Annotated in this window: 22 protein-coding genes and 1 tRNA gene; 9 read left to right on the top strand and 14 right to left on the bottom strand. The window is 56.4% G+C overall.

Annotation, left to right across the window (positions count from 1 at the left end):
• Nucleotides 1-12: 12 nt before the first annotated feature.
• From ribD to glyA, 3 genes are read right to left on the bottom strand one after another with little or no spacing between them, the layout of a single operon-like run.
• A complete protein-coding gene (gene ribD, locus ACTG39_RS08515; protein ID WP_439107117.1) occupies nucleotides 13-1,125 on the bottom strand; it encodes a bifunctional diaminohydroxyphosphoribosylaminopyrimidine deaminase/5-amino-6-(5-phosphoribosylamino)uracil reductase RibD in 1,113 nt (370 codons plus the stop codon).
• A 15-nt stretch (nucleotides 1,126-1,140) separates the two neighbouring features.
• The gene (gene nrdR, locus ACTG39_RS08520; RefSeq protein WP_439107118.1) at nucleotides 1,141-1,644 is read right to left on the bottom strand and encodes a transcriptional regulator NrdR; all 504 of its coding nucleotides are present in this window, start codon (nucleotides 1,642-1,644) and stop codon (nucleotides 1,141-1,143) included.
• A 51-nt stretch (nucleotides 1,645-1,695) separates the two neighbouring features.
• Nucleotides 1,696-2,991 carry a serine hydroxymethyltransferase gene (glyA, locus tag ACTG39_RS08525; RefSeq protein WP_439107119.1) on the bottom strand — a complete coding sequence of 432 codons (1,296 nt, stop codon included), beginning with the start codon at nucleotides 2,989-2,991 and terminating at the stop codon, nucleotides 1,696-1,698.
• Between the two features lie 136 nt (nucleotides 2,992-3,127).
• Here glyA and ettA point away from each other — a divergent pair, with 136 nt between their 5' ends.
• The 3 genes from ettA (at nucleotide 3,128) to ACTG39_RS08540 (ending at nucleotide 6,103) form a co-directional block, all read left to right on the top strand.
• Nucleotides 3,128-4,792 carry an energy-dependent translational throttle protein EttA gene (gene ettA / locus ACTG39_RS08530; RefSeq protein ID WP_439107120.1) on the top strand — a complete coding sequence of 555 codons (1,665 nt, stop codon included), beginning with the start codon at nucleotides 3,128-3,130 and terminating at the stop codon, nucleotides 4,790-4,792.
• Nucleotides 4,793-4,865: 73 nt separating this feature from the next.
• Nucleotides 4,866-5,237 (top strand): PilZ domain-containing protein, encoded by a 372-nt coding sequence (locus tag ACTG39_RS08535; RefSeq protein WP_439107121.1) that lies wholly within the window; start codon nucleotides 4,866-4,868, stop codon nucleotides 5,235-5,237.
• Nucleotides 5,234-6,103 carry a peptidyl-prolyl cis-trans isomerase gene (locus tag ACTG39_RS08540; RefSeq protein ID WP_439107122.1) on the top strand — a complete coding sequence of 290 codons (870 nt, stop codon included), beginning with the start codon at nucleotides 5,234-5,236 and terminating at the stop codon, nucleotides 6,101-6,103. Before ACTG39_RS08535 ends, ACTG39_RS08540 begins: the two co-directional genes overlap by 4 nt.
• Nucleotides 6,104-6,107: 4 nt before the next feature.
• Here ACTG39_RS08540 and radA read toward each other — a convergent pair whose 3' ends face one another.
• Nucleotides 6,108-7,481 (bottom strand): DNA repair protein RadA, encoded by a 1,374-nt coding sequence (gene radA, locus ACTG39_RS08545; protein ID WP_439107123.1) that lies wholly within the window; start codon nucleotides 7,479-7,481, stop codon nucleotides 6,108-6,110.
• A 93-nt stretch (nucleotides 7,482-7,574) separates the two neighbouring features.
• On the opposite strand from radA, the gene ACTG39_RS08550 reads away from it, so the two are divergent.
• The 3 genes from ACTG39_RS08550 to ACTG39_RS08560 are packed head-to-tail and all read left to right on the top strand — an operon-like array spanning nucleotide 7,575 to nucleotide 9,942.
• Nucleotides 7,575-8,348, top strand: a complete 774-nt coding sequence (locus tag ACTG39_RS08550; protein ID WP_439107124.1) for a DnaT-like ssDNA-binding domain-containing protein — start codon at nucleotides 7,575-7,577, stop codon at nucleotides 8,346-8,348.
• Nucleotides 8,260-8,928, top strand: coding sequence for a replication protein P (locus ACTG39_RS08555; protein WP_439107125.1), 669 nt, complete (start codon nucleotides 8,260-8,262; stop codon nucleotides 8,926-8,928). The genes ACTG39_RS08550 and ACTG39_RS08555 overlap by 89 nt, the downstream gene beginning before the upstream one ends.
• Nucleotides 8,929-8,937: 9 nt before the next feature.
• Nucleotides 8,938-9,942, top strand: a complete 1,005-nt coding sequence (locus ACTG39_RS08560) for a polysaccharide deacetylase family protein (protein WP_439107126.1) — start codon at nucleotides 8,938-8,940, stop codon at nucleotides 9,940-9,942.
• An 81-nt stretch (nucleotides 9,943-10,023) separates the two neighbouring features.
• Here ACTG39_RS08560 and dnaB read toward each other — a convergent pair whose 3' ends face one another.
• From dnaB to rnr, 7 genes are all read right to left on the bottom strand, one after another.
• Nucleotides 10,024-11,436: a replicative DNA helicase gene (gene dnaB, locus ACTG39_RS08565; RefSeq protein WP_439107127.1), complete on the bottom strand. Its 1,413-nt coding sequence runs from the start codon at nucleotides 11,434-11,436 to the stop codon at nucleotides 10,024-10,026.
• A 127-nt stretch (nucleotides 11,437-11,563) separates the two neighbouring features.
• Nucleotides 11,564-12,013 (bottom strand): 50S ribosomal protein L9, encoded by a 450-nt coding sequence (rplI, locus tag ACTG39_RS08570; RefSeq protein ID WP_439107128.1) that lies wholly within the window; start codon nucleotides 12,011-12,013, stop codon nucleotides 11,564-11,566.
• 53 nt (nucleotides 12,014-12,066) lie between these two features.
• Complete coding sequence (locus tag ACTG39_RS08575; protein ID WP_439107129.1) at nucleotides 12,067-13,014, bottom strand: hypothetical protein; 948 nt, start codon at nucleotides 13,012-13,014, stop codon at nucleotides 12,067-12,069.
• Nucleotides 13,015-13,076: 62 nt separating this feature from the next.
• Nucleotides 13,077-13,304 carry a 30S ribosomal protein S18 gene (gene rpsR / locus ACTG39_RS08580; protein ID WP_008292688.1) on the bottom strand — a complete coding sequence of 76 codons (228 nt, stop codon included), beginning with the start codon at nucleotides 13,302-13,304 and terminating at the stop codon, nucleotides 13,077-13,079.
• A gap of 28 nt (nucleotides 13,305-13,332) precedes the next feature.
• Nucleotides 13,333-13,776 (bottom strand): 30S ribosomal protein S6, encoded by a 444-nt coding sequence (gene rpsF, locus ACTG39_RS08585; protein WP_439107130.1) that lies wholly within the window; start codon nucleotides 13,774-13,776, stop codon nucleotides 13,333-13,335.
• A 104-nt stretch (nucleotides 13,777-13,880) separates the two neighbouring features.
• Nucleotides 13,881-14,654 (bottom strand): 23S rRNA (guanosine(2251)-2'-O)-methyltransferase RlmB, encoded by a 774-nt coding sequence (rlmB, locus tag ACTG39_RS08590; RefSeq protein WP_439107131.1) that lies wholly within the window; start codon nucleotides 14,652-14,654, stop codon nucleotides 13,881-13,883.
• Nucleotides 14,655-14,664: 10 nt separating this feature from the next.
• Nucleotides 14,665-17,193 (bottom strand): ribonuclease R, encoded by a 2,529-nt coding sequence (gene rnr / locus ACTG39_RS08595; protein WP_439107132.1) that lies wholly within the window; start codon nucleotides 17,191-17,193, stop codon nucleotides 14,665-14,667.
• A gap of 119 nt (nucleotides 17,194-17,312) precedes the next feature.
• Here rnr and ACTG39_RS08600 point away from each other — a divergent pair.
• Nucleotides 17,313-17,399: transfer RNA gene (locus ACTG39_RS08600), tRNA-Leu, on the top strand.
• 113 nt (nucleotides 17,400-17,512) lie between these two features.
• On the opposite strand, the gene ACTG39_RS08605 is transcribed toward ACTG39_RS08600, so the two are convergent.
• Complete coding sequence (locus tag ACTG39_RS08605; RefSeq protein ID WP_439107133.1) at nucleotides 17,513-20,665, bottom strand: efflux RND transporter permease subunit; 3,153 nt, start codon at nucleotides 20,663-20,665, stop codon at nucleotides 17,513-17,515.
• On the bottom strand, nucleotides 20,658-21,722 hold the full coding sequence (locus tag ACTG39_RS08610; RefSeq protein WP_439107134.1) for an efflux RND transporter periplasmic adaptor subunit: 1,065 nt from the start codon (nucleotides 21,720-21,722) through the stop codon (nucleotides 20,658-20,660). Before ACTG39_RS08610 ends, ACTG39_RS08605 begins: the two co-directional genes overlap by 8 nt.
• A gap of 336 nt (nucleotides 21,723-22,058) precedes the next feature.
• Here ACTG39_RS08610 and ACTG39_RS08615 point away from each other — a divergent pair, with 336 nt between their 5' ends.
• Together ACTG39_RS08615 and ACTG39_RS08620 are read left to right on the top strand one after the other, a co-directional pair.
• The gene (locus ACTG39_RS08615; RefSeq protein WP_439107135.1) at nucleotides 22,059-23,675 is read left to right on the top strand and encodes a flavin monoamine oxidase family protein; all 1,617 of its coding nucleotides are present in this window, start codon (nucleotides 22,059-22,061) and stop codon (nucleotides 23,673-23,675) included.
• A complete protein-coding gene (locus ACTG39_RS08620; protein WP_439107136.1) occupies nucleotides 23,672-24,301 on the top strand; it encodes a c-type cytochrome in 630 nt (209 codons plus the stop codon). Before ACTG39_RS08615 ends, ACTG39_RS08620 begins: the two co-directional genes overlap by 4 nt.
• On the opposite strand, the gene ACTG39_RS08625 is transcribed toward ACTG39_RS08620, so the two are convergent.
• On the bottom strand, nucleotides 24,298-24,804 hold the full coding sequence (locus ACTG39_RS08625; RefSeq protein WP_439107137.1) for a RidA family protein: 507 nt from the start codon (nucleotides 24,802-24,804) through the stop codon (nucleotides 24,298-24,300). The genes ACTG39_RS08620 and ACTG39_RS08625 overlap by 4 nt on opposite strands.
• Nucleotides 24,805-24,893: the final 89 nt, after the last annotated feature.

Genomic DNA, 24,893 nt, shown 5'->3' on the forward strand with positions numbered 1-24,893 from the left:
CTTTACTGCGTTTTATTCAGCGCGACCCTGAGGTTCAAAGATAAAACGATGATCGACACCCAACTGTCGACGATCGACGAGCTTCAGCCTGTAAGCTTCGGCCATTCGATCAAGCGGCAACTCCATTAACGGTCGCGCCCGGCTTCCCAGAAGAACAGGAGCCATGTACACGACGAGTTGATCAATCAGACCGCTCTCGAGCATCGTCCCTGCTAAACGGGGACCGGATTCTAACAGAATCTCATTGCACTCCATTGCTCCAAGCGCAGTCATGATTTCCTCGGGTAGCAAGCGCGCGCCCGCGCTGGGCACTGCTAGGCGATCAATACTGGATGGGATCTCGTCGCAATTTGCGTCTGCAGCGTGAATCAGAAGGCTGGGCTGCTCTCCCTGTAACACCGCCGCATGAAATGGTGTGCGTAGGTAGGTATCCGCCACCACACGGAGTGCCCGACGCGCGGGAGGTGGCAATAGCTCATCGCCAAAACTGGCGTCTCGCACCGTAAGAGCACAATCATCAGCCAGTACCGTACCCACGCCCGTCAGGATTCCGCAGCTCTCTGCGCGCAGCTTTTGCACGTCCAAGCGGGCATCCGGTCCCGTAATCCACTGACTTTCTCCCGACGCCATAGCCGTGCGTCCGTCGAGGGACATGGCGAGCTTTGCGCGCAGTCTCGGTCTACCTCGCCGCTGCCTCATCAAGAAGCCCGCTAACTGGGATTCCACCTGCTCGCCCATCAATCCTTCGGCAACTGCTATCCCAGCAGCCGAGAGGTCACGCATACCCCCACCGTCTACCTGAGGATTCGGATCTCTTAGACCCACGATCACGCGCGCAACGCCGGCAGAAATCAAAGCCTGGGAACAAGGGGGCGTGCGGCCCACATGGGCACAGGGTTCCAAGGTAACGTAGGCGGTACTTCCCCGCGCCGCGTCACCGGCCGCCTTTAAAGCAACGACTTCAGCGTGATCATCCCCCGCAGGCTGGGTAAAGCCCTCCCCGACAACAGCAGAATCGTTAACCAGAACACAGCCAACGTGAGGATTCGGACGCGCCCAGTATTTACCACGCTCGGCTAAACGCAGCGCGTGGCCCATAAACTGATGGTCTTGTGCTGAGAACATCAAACAGGCGACGCCTTAGGCGTCGCTGTCCGCTTCGGGGCTTAGAGGAGTACCGATTCGCGATTCGGGCTCAGCCTGGAGGCGTTCGATCGCGGCTTGAAATTCGGCAATATCCTCAAAGCTTCGATACACCGAGGCAAATCGCACGTAAGCGACCTTATCGAGTTCCTTGAGGCTATCCATTACCAACTCACCAAAAACGCGGGAGTTCACTTCGCGCTCCCCGGTGGCGCGAAGCTTTTGCTTAATGTGACTGATCTCCGCCTCAATCAATTCCACAGATACGGGCCGTTTTTCTAGTGCGCGCAAAAACCCCGCTCTCAGCTTATCCTCATTAAACGGTTCACGACTGCCGTTTTGCTTAATCACCCTGGGCATCACCAGTTCGGCTGCCTCATAGGTGGTAAAACGCTCCTTACACGACAGACACTCACGTCGACGACGAACCTGAGCGCCGTCTGTTACCAAACGTGAATCGATAACCTTGGTGTCGTCATCCGAGCAAAAAGGGCAATGCATCAGTGGCTCCGCCTGTAGCTGCGTGAATCGTTTCTGGCTACTGCTCCAGACTCAGGCGGCAACCGCTGAGCCCGCGGCGGGACGCTCTCCGTAAACCGGAAAGCGCCCACAGATGGCCAGAACTTTGGTTTTCACGGTAGCGATGGTCGCCTCCGCGTCGCCAGACTCCAGAGCCTCAAGTACATCACACATCCAGTTGGTGAGCTCCCGTGTTTCTGCTTCGCCAAAGCCGCGGGTGGTAATAGCCGGGGTACCCACACGCAGTCCCGAGGTGATAAACGGCGACCGTGGATCGTTTGGTACGGCATTCTTGTTCACGGTGATGTTGGCAGCGCCCAGGGCGGCATCCGCGTCCTTACCGGTGTATGGCTTGCCGATAAGGTCCACCAGCATTAAGTGGTTGTCCGTACCACCAGAAACAATATTAATGCCACGCTCCATAAAGGTTGCGGCCATTGCACGAGCATTAGCCACCACTTGCTCCTGATACGCCACAAACTCCGGTTGCTGTGCCTCCAAAAAGCTGACCGCTTTAGCCGCAATAACATGCATCAGAGGTCCGCCCTGGCCACCGGGGAATACCGCCGACTGAAACTTCTTCTCAAGCTCCTCATTCGCTTTGGCCAGGATAATACCGCCCCGGGGGCCGCGAAGCGTTTTGTGCGTGGTTGATGTCACGACATCGGCAAAGGGTACGGGATTGGGGTAGACGCCCGCGGCAACCAGACCCGCCACGTGCGCCATATCGACGAGGAGGTAGGCACCCACCTCATCAGCGATAGACCGATAGCGAGCCCAATCCACCACGCGACTGTAGGCGGAGAAACCACCAATAATCATCGCTGGCTTGTGCTCCCGGGCCAGCCTGTCGATCTCATCGTAGTCTATCTCGCCCGTATCGTTGTTCAGGCCGTATTGAATCGCGTTGTAGTGCTTCCCGGAGAAATTGGGTTTAGCGCCGTGGGTGAGATGCCCACCATCCGCCAAACTCATACCCAGACTCGTATCCCCGGGTTTTACCAAGGCCTGAAACACCGCGGAGTTCGCTTGAGAACCGGAGTGCGGCTGCACATTCGCGTAATCGGCGCCAAACAGGGCTTTTGCCCGCTCGACCGCGAGTTCTTCAGCTTTGTCTACGTACTCACAACCGCCGTAGTAGCGTTTGCCGGGATAGCCTTCAGCGTATTTGTTAGTGAGCACTGAACCCTGAGCCTGAAGCACCCTCGGACTTGCATAGTTTTCCGAGGCGATAAGCTCAATATGTTCTTCCTGACGGCTCTCCTCATCGCAGATGGCGGAAAACAGGGCGTCATCGAAGCCCTCAATAGACATGGCATCGTCAAACATTGCGATCTCTCCTGATGCGCGAAAAAGATGGGAAAGGTGAGATTTTAACCGAAAGCCGGACTCGGGCCTATCTCGACTATGCTGGCGATGGTTTTGCTAGAATCCGCGCCACAAAACACAGGAAGACTACAGCACCATGACACAGTACGTTTACAGCATGAATCGCGTGGGCAAAGTTGTACCGCCCAAAAAGACTATCCTTGAAAATATCTCCCTCTCGTTTTTTCCCGGCGCAAAGATTGGCGTACTCGGACTCAACGGCTCGGGCAAGTCAACGCTGCTGAAAATCATGGCCGGCCTGGACACAGACATACTTGGCGAGGCGCGCCCCCAGCCAGACCTCAATATCGGTTATTTGCCTCAGGAGCCCCAGCTGGACCCGGAAAAAGACGTACGGGGCAATGTCGAAGAGGGACTCAGCGTCGCTTTAAACGCCCTCGCAGGTCTTGAAAAGGTCTACGCTGATTACGCAGAGCCGGATGCCGACTTTGATGCCCTCGCCAAAGAGCAAGCTCGCTTGGAAGACGTCATACAAGCCACAGACGCGCATAACATTGATCATCGTCTGGAAGTAGCCGCCGACGCCCTGCGCTTACCGGCCTGGGATGCGGACGTCACAACGCTGTCAGGCGGTGAGCGACGCCGTGTGGCACTGTGCCGCCTGCTGCTGTCCGGTCCGGATATGCTGCTGCTGGACGAACCCACCAACCATCTCGATGCCGAGAGCGTTGCCTGGTTGGAACGTTTTCTGGAGGACTTCCCCGGCACCGTGGTAGCAATCACCCACGATCGCTATTTTCTCGACAACGCCGCCGGATGGATTCTGGAGCTGGATCGGGGTCGCGGCATTCCCTACGAAGGCAATTACTCGGATTGGCTCAACGCCAAGGAGCAGCGACTCGAGCAGGAGCAGCGTCAGGAAGCATCCCACCAAAAAGCCATCAAAGCCGAGCTGGAATGGGTGCGCAGCAATCCCAAAGGACGCCAGGCCAAGAGCAAAGCCCGCCTCGCACGATTCGAGGAGCTTCAGTCTCAGGAATTTCAGAGCCGCAACGAAACCAACGAAATTTACATTCCCCCGGGGCCCCGACTCGGTGACAAGGTTATCGAAATACAGAACCTTCGCAAAACCTACGACGATCGCCTGCTCTTTGATGATCTGACGTTGTCAGTGCCCAAAGGCAGCATCGTGGGCATCATTGGCGCCAACGGCATGGGTAAGTCAACGCTGTTTAGACTCATCAATGGCGAAGAACAGCCCGATGCCGGAACAATTGAGCTGGGTGAAACCGTCAAGCTGGCCTACGTGGATCAATCCAGAGACGATCTGGCCGGTGACAAAACCGTGTGGGAAGAAGTGTCTGATGGTCTGGATATCATGAATATCGGCGGTTACGAGGTTAACTCGCGCTCCTATGTGGGTCGCTTCAATTTCAAAGGCTCAGATCAGCAAAAGTTCGTCAAAGATCTGTCCGGCGGTGAGCGGAACCGCCTGCATCTCGCAAAACTGCTCAAGCAGGGCGCTAACGTTCTGCTGCTGGACGAGCCGACCAACGATCTGGACGTCGAAACCCTCCGCGCTCTGGAGGAGGCGATTCTTGCGTTTCCCGGTTCTGCAATGATTATCTCTCACGACCGCTGGTTCCTGGACCGGGTGGCGACGCACATCCTCGCCTACGAGGACGATGGTGGCGTTGTTTTCCATGAGGGTAACTACAGCGACTATGAGGAAGATCGTAGAGCGCGCATGGGGGCAGCAGCGGATCAACCGCACAGGCTGCGTTATCGCAAATTAAAATAGGCGGTCGGAGGCATTTGCAGCTGCAAGTGCCTGTGATTCAATGCACGCAGGCTTCGGAATCAGGTGGTACAGCATGAGTGATTTTCCCGGTGAGCGCCGTCACTTTACCCGCGCAAAGGTCGACCTCCCCGTAGAGGTTCATCAGGGTGGTAGCGTCTGGAATCAGCGACTGATCGATATTTCCGTAGCGGGTATCTCTACTGATCAGCCCGATGTCTGGGATGCTCAGTACAACGAGCCTTTTACACTGATCATTGACGCAGGACGCTTTGGAGTTCTTGAACTGCACGCCTATCTGCAACATGTCGAGGCAGGCAGATTGGGCTTTGCGGTACAGCATGTTGATCGTAACAACGTCGAACCATTACGCGCTCTGCTGTCTGAGCACGTGTCCGACCCCCTCGCGCTGGAAGCAGATATCGACAAACTGGACAATCCCGAGTGACTGAGAGGGCCGACTCACCCAAAGGGAAGAACGTTTTTAAAGATCCACTCTTGCACTTCGCGGTCATCGGCGTGGCTTTCTTTTTGGGGTACTTTTTCCTCAACGGTACCGAATCAAGCACCGAGAGTATCGTAGTCAGTACGGCACAGCAGGAACAGCTTGTGGCCTCCTACTCTCGCGTCTGGCGACGTCCCCCAAATGCCGAGGAGCTGAAGGGCTTGCTTGATGACTGGGTACGCGAAGAAATTGCCAATCGCGAAGCCATGAATCTTGGGCTGGCCACCAATGATCTGGTGGTTCGCCGGCGACTGCGCCAGAAGTACGAATCTTTTATGGATCAAATCGCAGCCTCTGTGGAACCCACAGAAAGCGAACTTGAGGCGTGGTACGCGGAGCACGCTGATGGGTATCGGGAGGACGCGAGATACAGCCTGCGACAACGGTTTTTCAGCAGTGATCGGCGAGACGACGCTAATGCCGATGCTGCCGCTGCCTTGGCACAGCTCGATGTGAACAGTCCCGAGCTCACTGCTGAACTGGGCGACGCCCTGGCCATGCCTCAACACTTTGAAAACAATAGAGAAACTGAACTAACTAATCGCTTTGGGCAGGCGTTCACCGAGCGCCTCCCGGATCTGCCCATAGCCCAATGGTCGGGGCCGGTCCCATCTGCCTACGGCTTCCATCTCGTCTTCATTGAGAGTGCCGACAGCCAGAGGCAGCCGCCCCTGGAGGATGTGCGCGATGCAGTGCTTCGCGATTGGCGGGCCGAGCAGATTGATACAGCGCGTGACGCGCTCTACGCAGGATTGCTGAAACGCTATAAGGTTGAAATTCAAACAGTCCCCGAGTCAGCAGACAGCTAGAACGCTATAAATCGAGCGCAAGCGCCTCGGCCAAGCTAGCAACCGCATGAACCTGCATACCGGTTGGAGACGTTTTGGGCGCATTTCCCCGCGGCACAATAGCGCGGGCAAAACCATGTTTTGCGGCCTCAGCCAGGCGCTCTTGCCCCGAAGGTACCGGCCTGATCTCTCCCGCTAAACCCACTTCGCCAAACACCACCAGATCCCGCGGCAGGGGTCGGTCTCGAAAACTCGAAACAATCGCCAATAGCAATGCCAGGTCAACACTGGTCTCCAGCACCCTCACGCCGCCCACCACGTTGGCAAACACATCCTGGTCACCCACTTGCAAGCCCCCATGACGGTGCAGAATAGCCAGCAACATGGCCAGTCGATTTTGCTCAAGGCCTACAGCCAGACGCCGAGGGTTGCCCAATGGGCTGTCGTCTACCAACGCCTGTATTTCTACCAGCAGAGGCCGCGTGCCTTCCCAGACAACCATCACCACACTGCCGGAAGATTGCTTCTCGCCACGCTCCAAAAATATGGCTGAAGGGTTACGAACCTCCCGCAGTCCCTGCTCGGTCATAGCGAAAATCCCCAGCTCGTTCACCGCTCCGAAACGGTTTTTCTGTCCTCGCAAGGTCCTGAAACGCTGGTCGTCGGAGCTCTCCAGAAGTACCGAGCAGTCAATCATATGCTCCAGCACTTTGGGCCCAGCGAGACTTCCATCTTTTGTGACATGGCCGACCAGCAACAACACAATACCGCGCTGCTTCGCCGCGCGAGTCAAGGTTGCGGCGCAATCGCGGACCTGCGATACGCTTCCCGGTGCAGAGCTCAGCTCCTCGCTGTAAACAACCTGAATAGAATCAACCACCAGCAGCTTCGGCTGATGGGTATCCAGTGCGGCAAGTATGGCTTCGACATTGGTCTCCGCCATCAGTTTTAACTGATCAAGAGGCAAGGAGAGCCGCTGTGCGCGCATCGCGATTTGTTGCGGGCTCTCCTCTCCCGTGACGTAGAGCGCGGACATTTGACTCGCCAGTCCACAACAGGCCTGCAACAGCAGCGTGCTTTTTCCCGCTCCAGGGTTGCCGCCCAACAAAATAGCCGACCCTGGCACCAGCCCACCGCCCAAGACACGATCGAACTCTGTCATGCCCGTGGGAATGCGCTGCACCTCGGAGACATCAATCTCGCTGAGCACCCGTGCAGGCGCGAGCTCTCCCGCAAAACCCTGCGCCCGCCCCGGTGTCGATCGACCGGCGCCCTTGGAACTCGCCAAACGTATCTCACTGAGCGTGTTCCAGGCTCCGCAATCACTGCACTGCCCCTGCCACTTGTGATAATCCGAGCCGCAATCACTACACACGAAGGCTGTCTTTGCCTTGGCCATTTACATTTCCACGTGAAAACTCAGCAGCGATGCTACAACTAATGTCGCAAGCTGGGTATGCTGTGCGGCCGCTCTCTTTAAGCAATAGTGTGCATGGCCTCTCGTCCTCTCATTCCCGACTCCCAAATGGTGTTCTCCGCTGAGCTTGCGGCTGTCGTGGGATTGGCGGAGGCGGTGTTGCTGCAGCAGATCAAAGGGCTCTACCATCATCAGCCCGCTACGCGCCGTGACGGCCTTGCGTGGTTACACGTCAGTCGTGCTTATTTACAGCAACTATTGCCTTTTTGGAGTCTCGACGAACTTCAGGGTGTCTGCGACTCGCTGGAGGCTCTCGGGCTTCTGCGCATTGACCGACAGACTGCGGCGCAGGACAGCCTGCTACTGGCTATCAACGAGGGATCCGGGGTCGAGCATACCCCTGTTACCAAGGCAGCCTCGCCACAAAGCCCCAGCACCAGAACCAGTCCACCCGCAGCGACGTCTGGGGTGCCGGCCTCAAGCATCGAGAGCAAAGAGAAAGCACCCCGTGGTGTAATGCCCAGACCGGGAAAACGCACGGGAGAGCCACTGCCTCCGGATTTTCAGCCCAGCGAGGACATGCTTGAATTACTCGAACGTTTTCACGGTGTTCCCCGGGCATTTGCGCTGCAGCAGATAGAGGACTTCACGCTTTACTGGCGCGAGCGAGGAAGCGCGGGACATGCCTGGCAAAATCGTTTCAAACAGCATGTACAATTCCAGTGGGCAAGACAGCAACAAGAAACAACGGGAGTCGATCATGCAGGACAGCGAGGAACTGGCACAACGCGTCGAACGCGAGATAGCAGCCTCGAAAGCGACCTCACCGATACCTCCTGGGCAGAGTGATTCGAGACACAAGCCGGATCCGGCACTCGTCGAGGCCATCAATCAGGTCTTTGCGCTCTTTAGACTCAATTATCACAACCAGTACTACGCCGCCTTCAGCGAAGCCGAGCAGCTGAGGCAGATCAAAAAGCTATGGCTGGACTCTTTGAGAGACGTTCCTGCCGCGCAGATTCTCCAGGGTGCCAAGCTGGCGATCGAGAACAGTGAATACCTGCCCACCCTCAATCGTATGCACAAGTGCTGCGAAGAGAGCCTGCCGGCCTTGGGGCTACCCGCGCCGCGGGCGGCGTATATAGAGGCCTGTAACGCAGGCTCACCTCCCGAACTCAAACACTGGTCTCACCCCGCTGTTTACTGGGCGGGGCGTGATAGCGGATGGCAAAAACTCGCCGCAAATCCCGAGACGCAAAGCTGGCCTTTGTTTAACCGCCATTACCAAACTCGTTGCGCGACACTACTCAATGGCGACGAAGTACCACCGGTACCCGAACCTCCGAAGGACCGATTGCCGTCGAAAGCACTGGACAGCGATGCCGCCCTCGAACAACTTCAAAGACTCAAGGCCGATAACGACCTCTAGGGACTTCTTATGCTGCAACATCAACATGGCTCTCGCCTGAGCAAAATCCTAAGCGCGCTGTGCTTGAGCGCTTTTATCAGCCTGGCCGGCACAGGGGCCTATGCGCAATTAGCGCCAGGGGCAGAAGACCCCTCCACCCCATGGAACTGGTCTGACATGACTGTCTTCGATGCGGTGAATCAGGTTCGCGCAGGCCGCGACCTCACCCCAGAGACCTGGCCCGGCAACGCACGAGTCGCAGTGCTACTGTCCTACGATGTAGATAATGAAACTGTCATGGGACTGCGCACCGGTGAAGTCAGCATCGGCCCCCTCTCCCAGGGACAATATGGCCATCGTGTCGCGCTTCCACGGATCGTCAAGCTCATGGAAGAAGAGGCCATTCCATCGACCTTTTTCTTTCCCGCCTGGAGTCTGAAGATCGCTCCCGAACAGGCCGCATTAATCAATGCCTCAGGACGTCATGAGATCGCGGTGCATGGCTGGATTCATGAACGAAACACCAACCTCGATGCAGCCACCGAGGAACGCGTTCTTCGTCAGGCTATGGATACTATCGAGGAGATCAGCGGTAAACGGCCCGTGGGCTATCGTGCGCCGTCATGGAACCACAGCCCGGCCACGCTCAGCATTGTGCGTGAGATCGGCTTTCTCTACGAAAGCTCGCTGATGCATGACGATCGCCCCTACGAGCTTGTACAAAACGGCGAGCCCACCGACCTGGTCGAACTCCCCGTGGACTGGATTCTTGATGACGCGCCCCTCATGAACCCGCTGGGGAACCGCTATATGAATCCCCGGGACATCATGCAGGTATGGATCGATGAGTTTGATAAAGCCTGGGAAGAAGGCACGCTCTTTTTGCTAACTCTTCACCCCCATGTGAGTGGACACCGGTCCCGTATCGTTGCCCTGGAGGGATTAATCGAACACATCAAAGCGAAAGGGGATGTCTGGTTTGCGACGCACGAAGAGGCGGCACGCTACGTGCGGTCCCAGGCGCAAATGGATTAGCTGTTTGCCGTTGGTGTTCGAGCTATTGGTGTTCGAGCTATTGGTGTCGGAGCTGCGAAGGAATCAGGTGAAAAGTCCGCGTTAGTACCCGTCTGAGTAACCGCCAGATGAACCGCGAGCGAGGTTTTCAAAGCGCGTGTACTCCCCAAAGAAGGCGAGTCGACAGGTACCAATAGGTCCGTTTCGTTGCTTACCGATAATAATTTCGGCCGTGCCCTTATCCGCCGAATCCGGGTTGTAGACCTCATCGCGATAGATAAACATGATGACGTCGGCGTCCTGCTCAATAGCGCCCGATTCTCGGAGATCTGAATTGACAGGCCGTTTGTTAGGCCGTTGCTCCAAAGACCGATTGAGCTGAGAGAGTGCTACCACTGGGCAACGAAACTCTTTGGCTATGGCCTTTAAGCTTCGCGAGATTTCGGAGATTTCTGCCGTACGACCTTCGGAGGCTCCCGCAACCTGCATGAGCTGCATGTAGTCGATCATGATCATGGCGATATTGCCGTGCTCACGCTTTACCCGACGAGCGCGACTACGCACTTCCGTGGGGGTGAGCGCCGGGGTGTCATCAATAAGCAATCCGGTATTTTTCAGCTTACCCACCGCCCCCGACAGACTCTCCCAGCCTGCCTGATCAAGACGCCCGGTGCGTACCAGGGTCTGATCAATGCGCCCGATAGATGACAGCAGACGCATCATCAGGGCCTCGGCGGGCATTTCCATGGAAAACACCAGCACCGGGTCCGGTTGATGCAGGATGGCATTCTCTACCAGATTCATGGCGAAGGCGGTCTTACCCATTGACGGACGACCCGCCACGATCACCAAGTCGGACTTTTGAAGACCCGAGGTGTACTTATCGAGATCGATATAACCGGTGGTTAACCCTGTGATATCCCCACCGCTGTTACACAGCTCTTCGATGCGCTGCACAGTCTCGGTAAGGAGCAATCCAACATCCTGAGGCCCACCGGCTTTGGGACCTTGCTCACCAATCTGCATGATGAGTCGTTCGGCCTCATCAATGAGTTCAGCCGAACTGCGGCCCTGGGGCGTAAACCCACTGTCAGCTATCTCCTGGGCAGCCTCAATCAGCCGTCGCAGCGCAGAACGCTCGCGAACCACCTGTGCATAGGCACGAATGTTTGAGGCGCTGGGCGTGTTCTCAGCAAGCTCAGAGAGGTAGGCATGTCCACCGGCAGCATCGAGCTCTCCAGCAAGTTGCAGCTGATCAGCCAGAGTCACCACGTCGACGGGATGTGCGGCTTCGGCAAGATGCCGAATCTGGCGGAAAATCAAACGGTGGTCCGGACGGTAAAAGTCCTCGGGGGTCACCATTTCTGCGACGCTATCCCAGGCATCCTGGGAAATCATGAGCCCGCCGATAACAGACTGCTCGGCTTCTACCGATTGAGGTTGGAGCTTTATACGCGCGACGTCACCGTCATAGGGACGGTTGGATTGGGAACGTTGTGGGCTAACTTCTGCCATCAGCGGGCCTTTCCGGCGCAGGGCCGTCCAGAGTAGCCCATATTTGGAGAGGGAAAAAGCAAACGCGACCCGAAAGCCGCGTTAAAGTCTGTAAATCGAATGACTACGTGTCGTCATTCGGGGACTGTTACTCGGGAACAACCGCCAGAGTAACGTCTGTCATCACATCAGGGTGAACCTGAATCGCAATGCTGTACTCGCCAAGCTCACGAAGAGCGCCTTCCGGGAGTCGAACCTCAGACTTATCGATTTCACAGCCCGCTGCACAGACTGCTTCGGCGATATCGCGGGTGCCGATAGAACCGAACAGCTTGCCTTCTTCCCCAGCGTTCGCCTCGATAGTCAACACATCCAGCGCTGAAAGAGCCTCTGCACGGCCTTGAGCCGCCGTCAAAGCTTCGGCTGCAGCACGCTCAAGATCAGCTCGACGCGCTTCAAACTCTGCAACATTCGCATCTGTTGCAGGGACTGCTTTGCCCTGAGGGATCAGGTAATTCCGGCCGTAACCCGCTTTAACAGTGACTTTGTCACCCAGGCCACCGAGGTTGCCGATATTTTCCAGCAGAATAATTTCCATGGTTTGGTCCTCTGTATCAGTACCCACAGGTACTGTTATTTCAGTATTACGAATTAACTTTTGGGTTCGTCCGGATCATCGTCATCCGAAACGTCCTCTCTGTCCTCTGCATCGCTGTCAGAACCAGACACCTCGTCAGGGGGTGTCGCGGACTGCCATCGACTGCGAAAATTCATCATGGTGTCTGCCAGCACAAGCCCGACAAGCCCCAGTTTGGCGGCGTCAAACACCAACCATGCGACATAAATGCCGCTCATCCAAAAACTACTCTGCCCTCTGTGCCGGGCTCTCGCGTGTAACAGCGCGAATCCGGCGATGGTCAAGGGCAACAACATCGCCGCTCCCCAACTGCGAAACGCCAACCCTGCAGCGGTAAAACCAAGGGCTACCATAGCCAATCCCCACACCAGGGTCTTGGGTAACTGCAGGTCTCGAAACTCGCTGCCAAACCCTCCAGGGTTGTACAGCGCGGCCTGCCAGTATCGCGCCAGAGCCAAACACAAAAAGCTCAGGACGCCATTCGCCGTTCCCATCATGCCCGCCAGCTGCGCCAGCGTCGGTGGCTGCAGACCCAGAGCCTCTCCCCCGGCTTCGAGGGTTTGGCTCTCGAGCGCCGCAAAAAACTGTGCGAACAATCCCGCCAACTCCGTGAGCATCGACTGACCAAAGGCCAACAAAGCCACACCCGTAGCCAGCGCGACGCCAGCGCTGGCAAAGGCCGTCAGCGCTAAACTCACTGACGTTCTCAAAACTAAGGCAAGTATCGCCGTTCCCAACAACATCGCCAGGGTACTGCTGTCTCCGGTTATCCGGGTCACCAGCAGCGCCGGCAGCGATGCCCAGAGCACCAACCACAGGCCTTCTCGACTGCCCTTGCGAAGCGTCACTAAAGCAACGACGCCAGCGCCAATCCAGGCAAATAACAAACTTCCGGAACTCGCGACCGCAAGCAAAAGCGCGCGATAGCGCCCGCTCATTGCGAATCGGGCAAGTCCCTGCATGCCGTTTAACTAATCACTGAAGTATGGAACATCGGGATATTCATCCTCGAAGTCCCAAACGATCAACGGTGGCCGTCGGTATAAGGCAGCAGTGCGAGGAAACGTGCGCGCTTAACAGCTGTAGATAGCTGGCGCTGATACTTCGCTTTGGTGCCCGTGATACGGCTTGGAACGATCTTGCCGGTCTCAGAGATGTAAGCCTTGAGCGTATCGAGATCCTTGTAATCGATCTCTTTAACGCCTTCAGCGGTGAAACGGCAAAACTTACGACGACGGAAAAAACGTGCCATCTGTTAATACTCCTTTTTGATTCGCGCCTTAAGCCTCAGCTTCAGCAGCTGGTGCTTCTTCGGTGGTCTCGTCAGAAGCGCTGTCGTTCTCACGACGCGGCTTCTCGCTACCCTGACGGTCCTCATAGCGGGACTTGCGCTCGCGGCTCTCTTTCTCCGCCTTCATGATTGACGACTCTTCCAGATCCGGCGCATCGCGACGAATCACGAGATTACGGATAACCGCGTCGTTGTATCGGAAAGTCGTTGTCAGCTCGTCCATGGCTTCGTTGGAAGCCTCGACATTCATCAGAATATAGTGAGCTTTGTGAACCTTGGAAATCGGGAATGCCAGCTGGCGGCGGCCCCAATCTTCCAGACGGTGTACAGATCCACCATCTTTGGTGATGGTATTGGTGTAGCGTTCAATCATGCCGGGGACCTGTTCAGACTGGTCCGGATGCACCATGAACACGATTTCGTAGTGTCGCATCAACGAGCTCCTTACGGGTTTTAGTCACCGGATTACGTAGATCGCAGGCCGTATGACAAGGAGAAACGGCCAAAGTTGACCGTCCAAATTTTGAGGCGCGGATTCTACAGTCCGGAAGCGCCGTCTGCAAGAAGTCTTTGGCGGCGTATTTCGAACAAACACACCCCCGTCGCTACCGACACATTGAGGCTACTCACAGCACCTGCCATAGGAAGACTGATCAAAAAGTCACAACGCTCCCGGGTGAGGCGCCGCATACCCGCCCCTTCTGCGCCCATCACCAGCGCTACAGGGCCGCTGAACTCCGTCGAATACAAACTCACTCCGACTTCACCGGCCGTTCCATAGATCCACACCCCGGCGGCCTTTAAAGTATCCAGGCTTCGCGCAAGGTTGGTCACTCGTACCAGTGGCACGGTCTCAGTGGCGCCGCAGGCAACTTTTCGAACAACAGCGGTGATGTCAGCGGCATTGTCCTTGGGCACGATAACTGCGGTAACCCCTGCGGCGTCAGCACTCCTCAGGCAGGCGCCCAGGTTATGCGGGTCCGTAACGCCATCCAGCACAAGCACAAGCGCCTGCGGTTCGTCCGACAGGGCTTGCTGGAGCTGAGCCTCACTCCATCTAAGATCACTCTGTCCCGCGGTGTTCTCGCCCAGCTCTGCGACTACGCCCTGATGCCGCCCGGAAACCAGCTCATCGAGCTTCCCCCTCGGGAGGCGACTAATCGGTACATCCGCGTTGGACGCGAGAACGAGCAGTGCCTGCATACGGCCATCATCTCGGCCCTTTTGCAGCCAAAGGCGGCTTACGGATTTAGGCTGCCTGCGCAGGAGCTCTTCTACCGCGTGAAGGCCAAAAGCATACTCAGTTGCCACCGCTATCTACCTATCTACCTTTGGACTTCCGCTTGGGGCTACTCTTAGCGCCGCCCTTTGCCGGCCCTTTACCGTTTTTTGCGCGATTAGTACTGGGGGCCTGCTTCGACGCACTACCGCTGCCACCACTACCACGATTGCGCCCACCCGGCTTCGCCTTAGACTTTGTTGGCGGCTTTCCTTTTCCGCGCGCACCAGCACCTTGGCCTGGCGTAGACGATGGCTTTGATGAACTGCCAGCACCTTTACCCGCACCAGAACCTTTGCGTTTTCGAGAGTCAGGGAGGGCGACAGGCTCAAGATCAATCTTGCGTTCATCCAAGTTGACGGCTGCCACCAACACCTCAATCGCTGCTCCCAGCTGAAAACTGCGGCCGGTTCGCTCGCCGACCAGTCGCTGCTGCGCCGCGTCAAAACGGTAGTAGTCGCCGGGAAGCGATGTAACGTGTACCAGTCCTTCGATATAAAGGTCGTTTAACTCCACAAACAGGCCAAAGTTGGTTACCGCGCTAACCACACCGCCAAATTCGGTACCCACGTGCTCGCGAAGATACTCACACTTAAGCCAGGACTGAACTTCGCGCGTAGCCTCGTCGGCCCTCCGCTCGGTGAGGGAGCATCGCGTCCCAAAGGCGGCCATCGCCGCGTCGTCGTAGGGGTAAATCTGCGCCTTGTTTAGCTCCGACGCCCCCCGTACGCGCTGCACCAACTTGCTGCGCTCTTTCGAGCGGATAACACTGCGAATAGCACGGTGCACCAACAAGTCGGGATAACGACGAATGGGCGATGTGAAGTGCGCATAACCAGGATAGTTAAGACCGAAGTGTCCAAGATTTTCTGCTTGGTAAACCGCTTGGCTCAAAGAACGGAGAAGCATGGTTTGGACAATGCTCGCATCATCACGTGTAGCGATTTGCTCGATGAGCAGCTGATAGTCTTCGGGGGTGGGTTTTAAACCTCCGCGCAAACCCAGGCCAAGCTCACCCAGAAATGCCCGCAGATTTTCAAGCTTCTGCTCACCCGGACCTTCGTGCACACGATAGAGCACGGGAAGCTCATGACGCTCGAAGAAGCGCGCTGCTGCGACGTTAGCGCAGAGCATGCACTCCTCAATAAGCTTATGCGCGTCGTTTCGCTGCACAGGCACAATGGCGTCAATTTTCCGCTCGTCGTTAAAAATGATGCGAGTTTCGACGGTCTCAAAATCAATGGCTCCGCGCTCTTCCCTCGCCTGCCTCAGTATTTTGTAAAGAGCATGCAGTTGCTCAAGGTGGGGCACTAACTTCTGAGGCACCGCGCTGCTAGCGCCAGTCTCCAACACCTCTGCCACCTGGGTATAGGTGAGCCGGGCATGGGAATGAATCACCGCTTCACAGAACCGAAACAGCTTAAGCTCTCCAGTATTGGTGATCTCCATTTCGACTGCCAAGGCAAGACGATCGACTTTCGGCTTTAAGGAGCACAAGCCATTGGACAAGACTTCCGGAAGCATAGGCACCACGCGCTCCGGAAAGTACACAGAATTGCCGCGCTCAATGGCTTCCTTATCCAGAGCACTCGTTACGCCCACATAGTGAGAGACGTCGGCGATAGCGACCCAAAGGCGCCAGCCCCCTAATCGGCGTTTTTCGCAGTAAACGGCATCGTCAAAGTCTCGCGCATCTTCACCATCAATGGTGACAAAAGGCTTATTACGCAGGTCTATTCGGTGCTTTTTATCTTCCTCTTCAGGCTCTTCGCTCAGCGCTGCCGCTTCATCGAGCACCGCCTCCGGCCACTCGTAAGGAATCGCATGAGAACGGATAGCAATGTCGATCTCGAGACCCGGATCCAGATGCTCACCTAGGACCTCGACGATCTTTCCCTTCGCACCCAACCGGTTCTCCGGATAGTGCGTGATCTCTGCCGTAACGATCTGCCCGTTTTGAGCATCGCCCTTAAGCTTGGGCGGAATGAGAATCTCCTGATGGATTCGCGCATTGTCGGGGAGTACGACACCAATACCGCTTTCTTCCTGGTAGCGCCCCACAACCCGGCTAACGCCACGCTCAAGCACTTCGACAACTTTACCTTCGGAGCGACCGCGAGAATCAACACCGGTGACAGCAACAAGTACCGTATCGCCGTCAAACAAGCTGCGCATATGCCGCGCACTCAGATACAGGTCTTCTTCGCCGTTTTCGGGTTGGGCAAAACCATAGCCATCACGATGCCCCTGGACACGACAGCGCAACAAATTTAAGGCTTCAACCAGACCGTAGGCACCGCGCCGGTCAATGTGTAATTGCCCATCCCGTTGCATGGCGCGTAGACGCCTACGCAAGGCCTCCAGATCACGTTCGTCTGACAGCGCAAGAGTCTGAGCTATCCGGTCACTCGTCAAAGGTCCGTCAGCTTCACGGAGCAGTTCCATGATGGCTTCTCGGGACGCAATGGGATGGTCGTAGCGCTCGGCCTCACGGTGAGCATGGGGGTCTGAAGGTTTGCTTCGTGACTGTCGTTGTTCTTGAGGCTTTTGCGGCTTGCGCTGCTTTGACATAGGTTTTCCGGTGAGAGTGCGAGATCAAAAATCGCAGATTGCGTTAGTATACGTGATGATTGACAAAACCGGGGACGAACCGTAATCTTCGCGCCCTCATTGAGCTCCGTCTCTTTGAAGCCCAGGTGGTGAAATTGGTAGACACGCTAGCTTCAGGTGCTAGTGCTCGCAAGGGCGTGGAGGTTCAAGTCCTCTCCTGGGCACCATTCAGTTTTAACTTGTAGTACTTCGCTCTCGGTCGATCCCATCGTCATGCTCCCCGCCTACTACAAGGCGCAAAGCTTGACGGCTTCGGGTCTGTAAGACTTGAGATTACAGACTAGGCTTCGACAGCCTGCACTTTGTCAGAAGGTTCCTTCTTAGGGCTAAACAGCCTTCGAATATCCTGGCCTACGTAGTACAGGGTTGGAATCAAAAAGAGTGTGACAGCCGTCGAAAAGAAAATTCCAAAGGCAACCGACGTTGCCATCGGCTTTACAAACTGCGCCTGAATGGAAGTCTCTAGCTGAATCGGCAAGAGGCCAATGAAGGTCGTAAGTGAGGTCAAAATCACCGCCCGGAATCGGGAAGGCCCCGCCTCCAATACGGCGGACTTCCAGTCATGGCCCTCTTCGATGTAGTGATTGATAAAATCGACCATAACCAGACTGTCATTCACAACAACACCAACAAGCCCGATGATTCCGATGGCCGACAATATGCTGACGTCCATACCCAGAATCAGGTGCCCCAGCAGTGCCCCCGTTACCCCAAAGGGGATGATGGACATGATGAGCAAGGGCTCCAGATAGCTCTTCAGTGGAATAGCCAGCGCAGCGTAGATCATGATCAAGACCAATATGCCCCCGTAAAGAAGGCCGTCGGATGTTTGCCGTTGCTCGTCGACTTCACCTGCTACGGAGTAGCGAACCAGAGGATGATTTGCCAAGATCTCCGGGAGCATACTGCTCTCCACCAGATTCATGACATCGCTGGACGAGGTGAGTGACTTATCAACATCCGCCTGCACATTGACCACGCGAGAAAGATCGATGCGGTTGATAATGCTCAGGCTGGTTTGTTCGCTAGCGCGACCCACCACAGAAAACGGGGCGCGCCCGCCACCGGGTAGGCTAATCCACAGTGACTGTAGAGAGTCGATGTCGCTGCGATCGTCCTCGGGCAAGCGCACGTAGACGCGAACTTCGTCCCGTCCGCGTTGCACACGTTGCACCTCAGCACCAAAGAAGGCCTGACGGATTTGCCGTGCCAGTTCAACATCACCAAGACCCAGAGCCTCTCCCTCAGGAGTGACACTAATATCCAGCTCTCGCCCTCCGGCATTAAAGCTGTCGCGAATATCCCGGACGCCGTCTACCTGAGCCAGGCTGAGTTTCAGCTCGCTGGCCGCCTGACGAAGTTGCTCCAGGTCAAAACCTTCCAACTGAACATCGATGGGAGAGCCACCGGGGCCAGCCGCGGCATCTATCCGCAGGGAACGAACTCCAGGAAGTGTTCCCAATTCTTCGCGCATCCAGGCCCCGAGCACTACGGAATCGATCTCCCGCTCTTCACTCACAATGAGGTCAACGATGACTCGCGCCTGGGTATCGCTCTCCGAAAGAACCTGCAGCGTGCGAATGACATCACGGCCCTGTGCATCCTGAGCCTTAAAGCGATCGCTCATGGCCCGCGCCGCACTCTCTATGCGCCGGGCATAATCGTGGGTCTTTTGCCAGGGCGTGCCCTGCGGCATCTCAAGGGTGACGCCGATACTGTCCGAAGGCACTGATGGGAAGAAGGTGACCCGCAATATACCCGATGGAATGAGCGCGAGGCATACGATGAGACCCGCAAAAAATACAGCGAGAGTGGTATAGCGGTAACTGACAGCCAGTCCCAGCATTCGCCGATAGGGACCCTGGGCAAAATTAATCAAACTCTGAGCAATGCGCTGCTGAACTCTGCGAAACAAACCGATCTCATCGCCAGGCTTGGGCACCTGAATATGTCGAAGATGCGCCGGCAACACCAATTTCGTCTCGATCAACGAGAAAATGACGCAAAGAATCACCACCCAGCCGATGTGCGACATGATCCGCGCAAAACCTTCGGTGAGAAACAAACTCGGGCCGAAGGCTACAACCGTAGTCAGTGCTCCGAACACCGTCGCTGTCGCCACCCGGTGAACACCTCCCACGACACTCTTCAAGCCATCCCCATCACGCTCCAGACGGGCATAGGCGCTCTCTGCTGTGACGATGGCATCGTCTACGAGAAGACCGAGCACCAAAATAAAGCCAAACACCGACAACACGTTTATCGATACCGGCAGTCCGAAGATTTCCAGGGTCGCCAGACACCCCAGCACCGCAAAAGGGAGTCCCAGGACAACCCAAAAAGCGAGGGACAGGTCCAGGAAAAGAGCCAGCGCTATAATCACGAGAATTCCGCCCTGAGCTGCATTTCGTAGCATCAGATCGATGCGCCCGCGCAAAATTCGACTGGCATCCCCCCACGCCTGCAAGCGCACACCCTCAGGCAGCTCCGCCTGCTTCCGTTCGGTGTACTCACGAATCATGGAGGTGATTTCCAAGACGTTTTGATCGCCTACTCTATCGATGGTGAATGTCAGCGCCGGTTTACCATCGACAAGACTCAACACCGGTTGCTCTGCAAAGCCATCACGCACAGTCGCAACATCACCCACACGGATTCGAGTACCGTCCGCGCGACTGATAAGCGTCAACTGCTCGAAGTCCCGTCCCCGGTAAGCCTGAGAGCTCGACCTCAGAGTGATGGCACCGCTATCCGTGCGCAGTAGGCCTCCGGGCAGATCCTGTGAGCTTGCCTGCACCGCCGCGACCACGGTGTCAAAGGTCAAACCATAGCGGCGCAGTTTCTCGTCCGACAGTTCGATGGAAATCTCGTAATCCCGTTCACCTTCGATGGTCATTTCACTGATGCCGCCGAGGGCAAGAATGTCCTCTCGCACCTGCTCGCTAAGCTCCTTGAATTTTCGCGGCTCAATGTCGCCGAACAGGCTGAGGCGAATTGCCCGGCTGGAGGACTCAATTTCTTCGACGATGGGTTTTTCTGAATCACCGGGAAACGACGCGATGCCATCCACGCGCACTTTGGCAAGACCCACGGCCTTTGACATGTCGCTGCCGGGCTCCATGATCACCGTGACAATGCCAACTCCCTCACGAGCTTCGCTGCGTATTTCTTTAATACCCACAATATCGCGAACGGCTTCTTCGACCCGTAGTACGATCCCCCTTTCGACTTCCTCCGGGGAACTGCCTGGATAAGGCACGGTGACGGTAAATGTCTCTGTAGGAAAAGTAGGAAAGACTTCCTTGTCTAGCGATTTGATAGAGTAAAGCCCGGCAATGACGACAATCACCAGCAGCAGGTTCGCAGCCACGGGGTTCTGCGCCATCCACGCAATGGGCCCGCGCATGAGAGGATTGTTAGCGTCTTCAGACATCCGAAAGCGCCACGGCCATTCCCTCGAACATCAGGTCCAGGCGTGTCACGACTACCTGTTCACCGTCGGCAAGTCCTCCGGTGACGAGCACGCCCTCGGCACTCACTCTGGCCACCGTGACCTTGCGTCGCTGCAACGCCCCGTTACTAAACACGAAAACGTCGCTCTCTCCATGCACCGCGCTTTGGGGAAGGAGAATCGCAGACGCTACCGTGGCGCCGGTGATTTCAGCGCGCACAAATAGTCCGAAGCGCAAAGGCGCTGCGTGCAAATTCTCATCGAGGGGGTCATCGATTTCTGCCACCACCGGAAACGATCGCGTCTGCGGATCGATGCGCGCCTCTATACGTGCAAGGCGTCCTTCCCAACTCAGCTTGTCACCTGCGCTCTCGCTGTACAAAGTAACCTGAGCCACGTCGATATCCTGAATGAAGCGCACATCCTGAGGCGGTACGGGCAAGCGAACCTCTGCTCGGTTGGCGCCTAAAATTCTGCCAAGCCTGGTGCCCACGCTAATGAATTGCCCCAACTCAACGGTCTGCTCATCAATCACCGCGTGATAAGGCGCTGTGATTTCCGTGTTCTTGAGATCACGCTCGGCCCGAACGATTCGCGCCTCCGCTGCGGCCACCGCGGCCTCTGCTTCTTCTACCCGAGCCGCCTGGCGCAATGACTTAGCATCAGCCAAAGACAGCTTCGCGCTGCTAAGGGCTTGCCTGGCCTCCGCCAGTGCGAGTTCGTAATCCGTAGGGTCTATGCGCAGCAGGGGCTCGCCTTTCTCAACCATTACCCCCGGCTCAAAGAGCGGAGACTGCCACCGCACTCTTCCCCCAACCTGGGCGGTGAGCTCCAGCTGCCGCCACGCGGTCACGTTGCCATAGGCCACAACGCTGACGGGCTGCTCAGCTTTCGCGACGGTCTGCACAGCCACAACAGGCAGCGGTATGCTCACGCTTCTGGCCTCAAGTTCAGGGCGACTTTTGACCATAAACACAGCGAGTAAGAGAGCAACCGCGAGAATTGCCAGCGGTCGCATAAGAGATATCAGTCGGGACATAAAAGGAAGCGTTCCAAGTCGTTAAAGTATTTTACGCTGATTCCCTGCTCGCGTATCAATTTCGCTGCCGCGATTGCGACAAGCTAAAAGATCCTGCGAGACAGCCGCGCAGGGCCTTTGTGCTCTCTACGTCACATTTGCGCAAGACTTTTACGCGCGTATGCGCCAGTATCTGTTTATGGGAAACCTATACGGTGGTAATATTTTAAGTGGCTGTCACTTTGAGGGTGGCAATCCGGAAGGATCGCACCGACTTGTACAGCGACCACCCTATTGGCCGCCGCTCATCAGTGGTGCGTCGCGCACCAGATTGACGCCGCAACGAGACATAGCCTAATGCCCAGTCAGCTCTCCCGACGTCAGCTTTTATCGCTCATAGGAAAAACCGGTGGATCCGCCGCGGTTTTGCACTCGGTGCGAGCATTAGAGCTGATGGCTGCACCGCCGGCACCGGCACACCATAGCCGCATACTGACGCCGCTCTCGGCCACCGCAAGTAAACGCCCCACCGTGGTGGTACTGGGGGCAGGAATGGGCGGCTTAAGCGCCGCCTTCGAACTCGAACAGGCCGGCTATGATGTTACGGTTCTTGAGGCCTCCCATCGCATAGGCGGTCGGAACTTCACCGTTCGCGCCGGCACTGTGATTGACGAACTGGGAAATCGCCAGATTTGCGATTTTGATGATGATCCCGGGCTTTACTTCAATGCAGGTCCCGCTCGTCTTCCCGCCATGCATCTTCGAATCATGAATTACTGCCGCGAGTTTTCCATAGAGCTGGAACCCTTCATCAACAGTAATTACAACGCCTGGGTTGTGGACGAAGCCATGAATCAAGGTCAGCGTCTTCGGCAGCGGGACGTTATTGCCGACGCCCGGGGCTTTATCGCCGAACTCGCAGCCAAAGGCGTAAGTAACCCCTCTCTCGACGCACCAGTCACCAACGTCGATATGGAAAAGCTACAAGACTATGTCGCCGGCTTTGGAGATCTCAACCCGGAACTTATGCGCTACGAGGGTTCCATCCGCGCGGGATTGACGACCGATGGCATGCTCGACCCCATCACGCTCAAACCCTTCGGGTCTCTCAAAGAATTGGTGGAGAGTCAGTTCGCGAACGTCGGGATGCTGTTTGCCGAAAACGAATACCAGGCACCCTCGATGATGCAGCCCCGCGGCGGCATGGACCGCATCGTAGATGCATTTGTCGATCGACTCAGCAGACCTCCCACTACACGGGCAAGAGTTATCGAAATCGTTAATGGCGACGACGGTGTCACGGTGCATTACGAGAGGGATGACAAGATACAAACGTTGCGCGCCGACTACTGCCTGAACTCGATCCCAGGCCATCTCATGTCCGGAATCAAGCACAATCTGTCGAAGGACTACACGCAGTTACTGGGACATGTTCAGCGGGGCATGCTCTCCAAGGTGGGCTTTCAAATGTCCCGCAGGTTCTGGGAAGACGAAGGCATCTATGGTGGTATCAGTTGGACTGACAGATCCACGCTTCAGGTTTGGTATCCCAGTCACGGCAGTCAGCGCGCCAAGGGAGTCGTGCTGGGGGCTTACATTTTCAACCCGAACCACAACGCTGAGTTTGGCCGACTGTCCCACAAGGAACGTCTGGAATACGCCACCGTTTCCGGAGAAGCCCTGCACCCCGGGCAGTACCGCGCGCACATTGAGTCTGGTGTCTCGGTCGTTTGGCACCGCATGAATCACCTTCTCGGTTGCGGCGGCGGTGTAGGCGACATCGACGATTTATTCAATACCGAATCCGACAAGATTCGCGCTGGTTTGCTTGCCGGTGACGGTCGACACTTCATGCTTGGTGACCAAATCAGCAAGCATCCCGGCTGGCAGGAAGGTGCGCTGGCCGCTACGGAACGGGTGTTACAGACGATCCAACGCCTTGAGTCATCACGTCAGATGAGGTCGGCCTCATGAGATTTAACTGCAAGGTCAAAACTCTGGGTCTGGCGCTGCTCTGTCTGTCCCTGAGTGCACAGAGTACTGAACCGGATACTACATTTGACGCCAAGGACTACGAATATTGTCTGGTCTGTCATGGAAGCGTGGGGCAAGGGAATCCGGCAGTGGACGCTCCGGTACTTGCCGGAATGGAAGACTGGTCACTCCGCAATCAGCTCCAAGCCTTCCGTGAGGGCTGGCGCGGCAGTCATGCCCTCGATCTCGTGGGTATGGAGATGCGACCAGCGGCGCTCGCTTTGGAAGAGTCCGAACTTCGTCCGGTAGGGCGCTACATCGAAGCGCTCCCGGCACAAAGTGCGCCGACGACTGGCCAGGGCGATCGGGACGCTGGTAGAGCTGTCTATCAAGCCTGCGCTGCCTGCCATGGCACCGCTGCAGAGGGTGATGAGGAGCTACAGGCGCCGGCTTTAGCGTATCAGGACGATAGCTACCTTGAGCGCCAGCTTAAGAATTTCCGGGATGGGATCAGAGGTAGTCACCCGGAGGATCTACGCGGGGCACGCATGGCCGACTCCGCGCGAGACTTGGACGACGCGGCAATCGCCAACGTCGTCAGTTACATACGATCGATGTCGCCCTAGGGAGCGCGGGCAGCCACCACTTCGATTTCAACGAACCATCCGGCTCGCGCCAAGCCCGCTATCTGAAATGCCGACCGGGAGGGTAAGTTAGGCTGCGCTTCGGTACCGAAAAACTGGGTGTAGCCGCGCATAAACCCGGAGAAATCCATGCGACCATCGGTCTCAGGAGTCCCCACCAAATACGCACGCATCATCACCACGTCGCCCATATCCAACCCCAGACGCTGAAGTCGGCTCTGCACCTCTTTGAGGACACTCACAGTTTGTATCTCGGTATCGCCATAGGTGGCGGGATCATTGGGGTCACCCCCTTCGACAATCGGTTTGGGCACGGCGCCACTGACAAAAATCATCTCCGACGCCCCGGGCACCTGAACAGACTGGGCTATGGGAAAATCTGAGCCCGGCGTCTTGTTCCGGGTAATCTCTTCAGCGGTCGCAGACAAGCTACCCAAAGTAACAAGGCTACCCAAGAATATTGAAACGAATGACAAACGGTTCATAACGCAAAACTCCTTTGTATTGCAGAGAAAGATGTGGCACAGATAAACCAGATCGATTTACAACAGCCCTCATGTAGAGAGATAGTGTA

The organism is Congregibacter sp., from assembly GCF_965662665.1.
GTDB lineage: Bacteria > Pseudomonadota > Gammaproteobacteria > Pseudomonadales > Halieaceae > Congregibacter.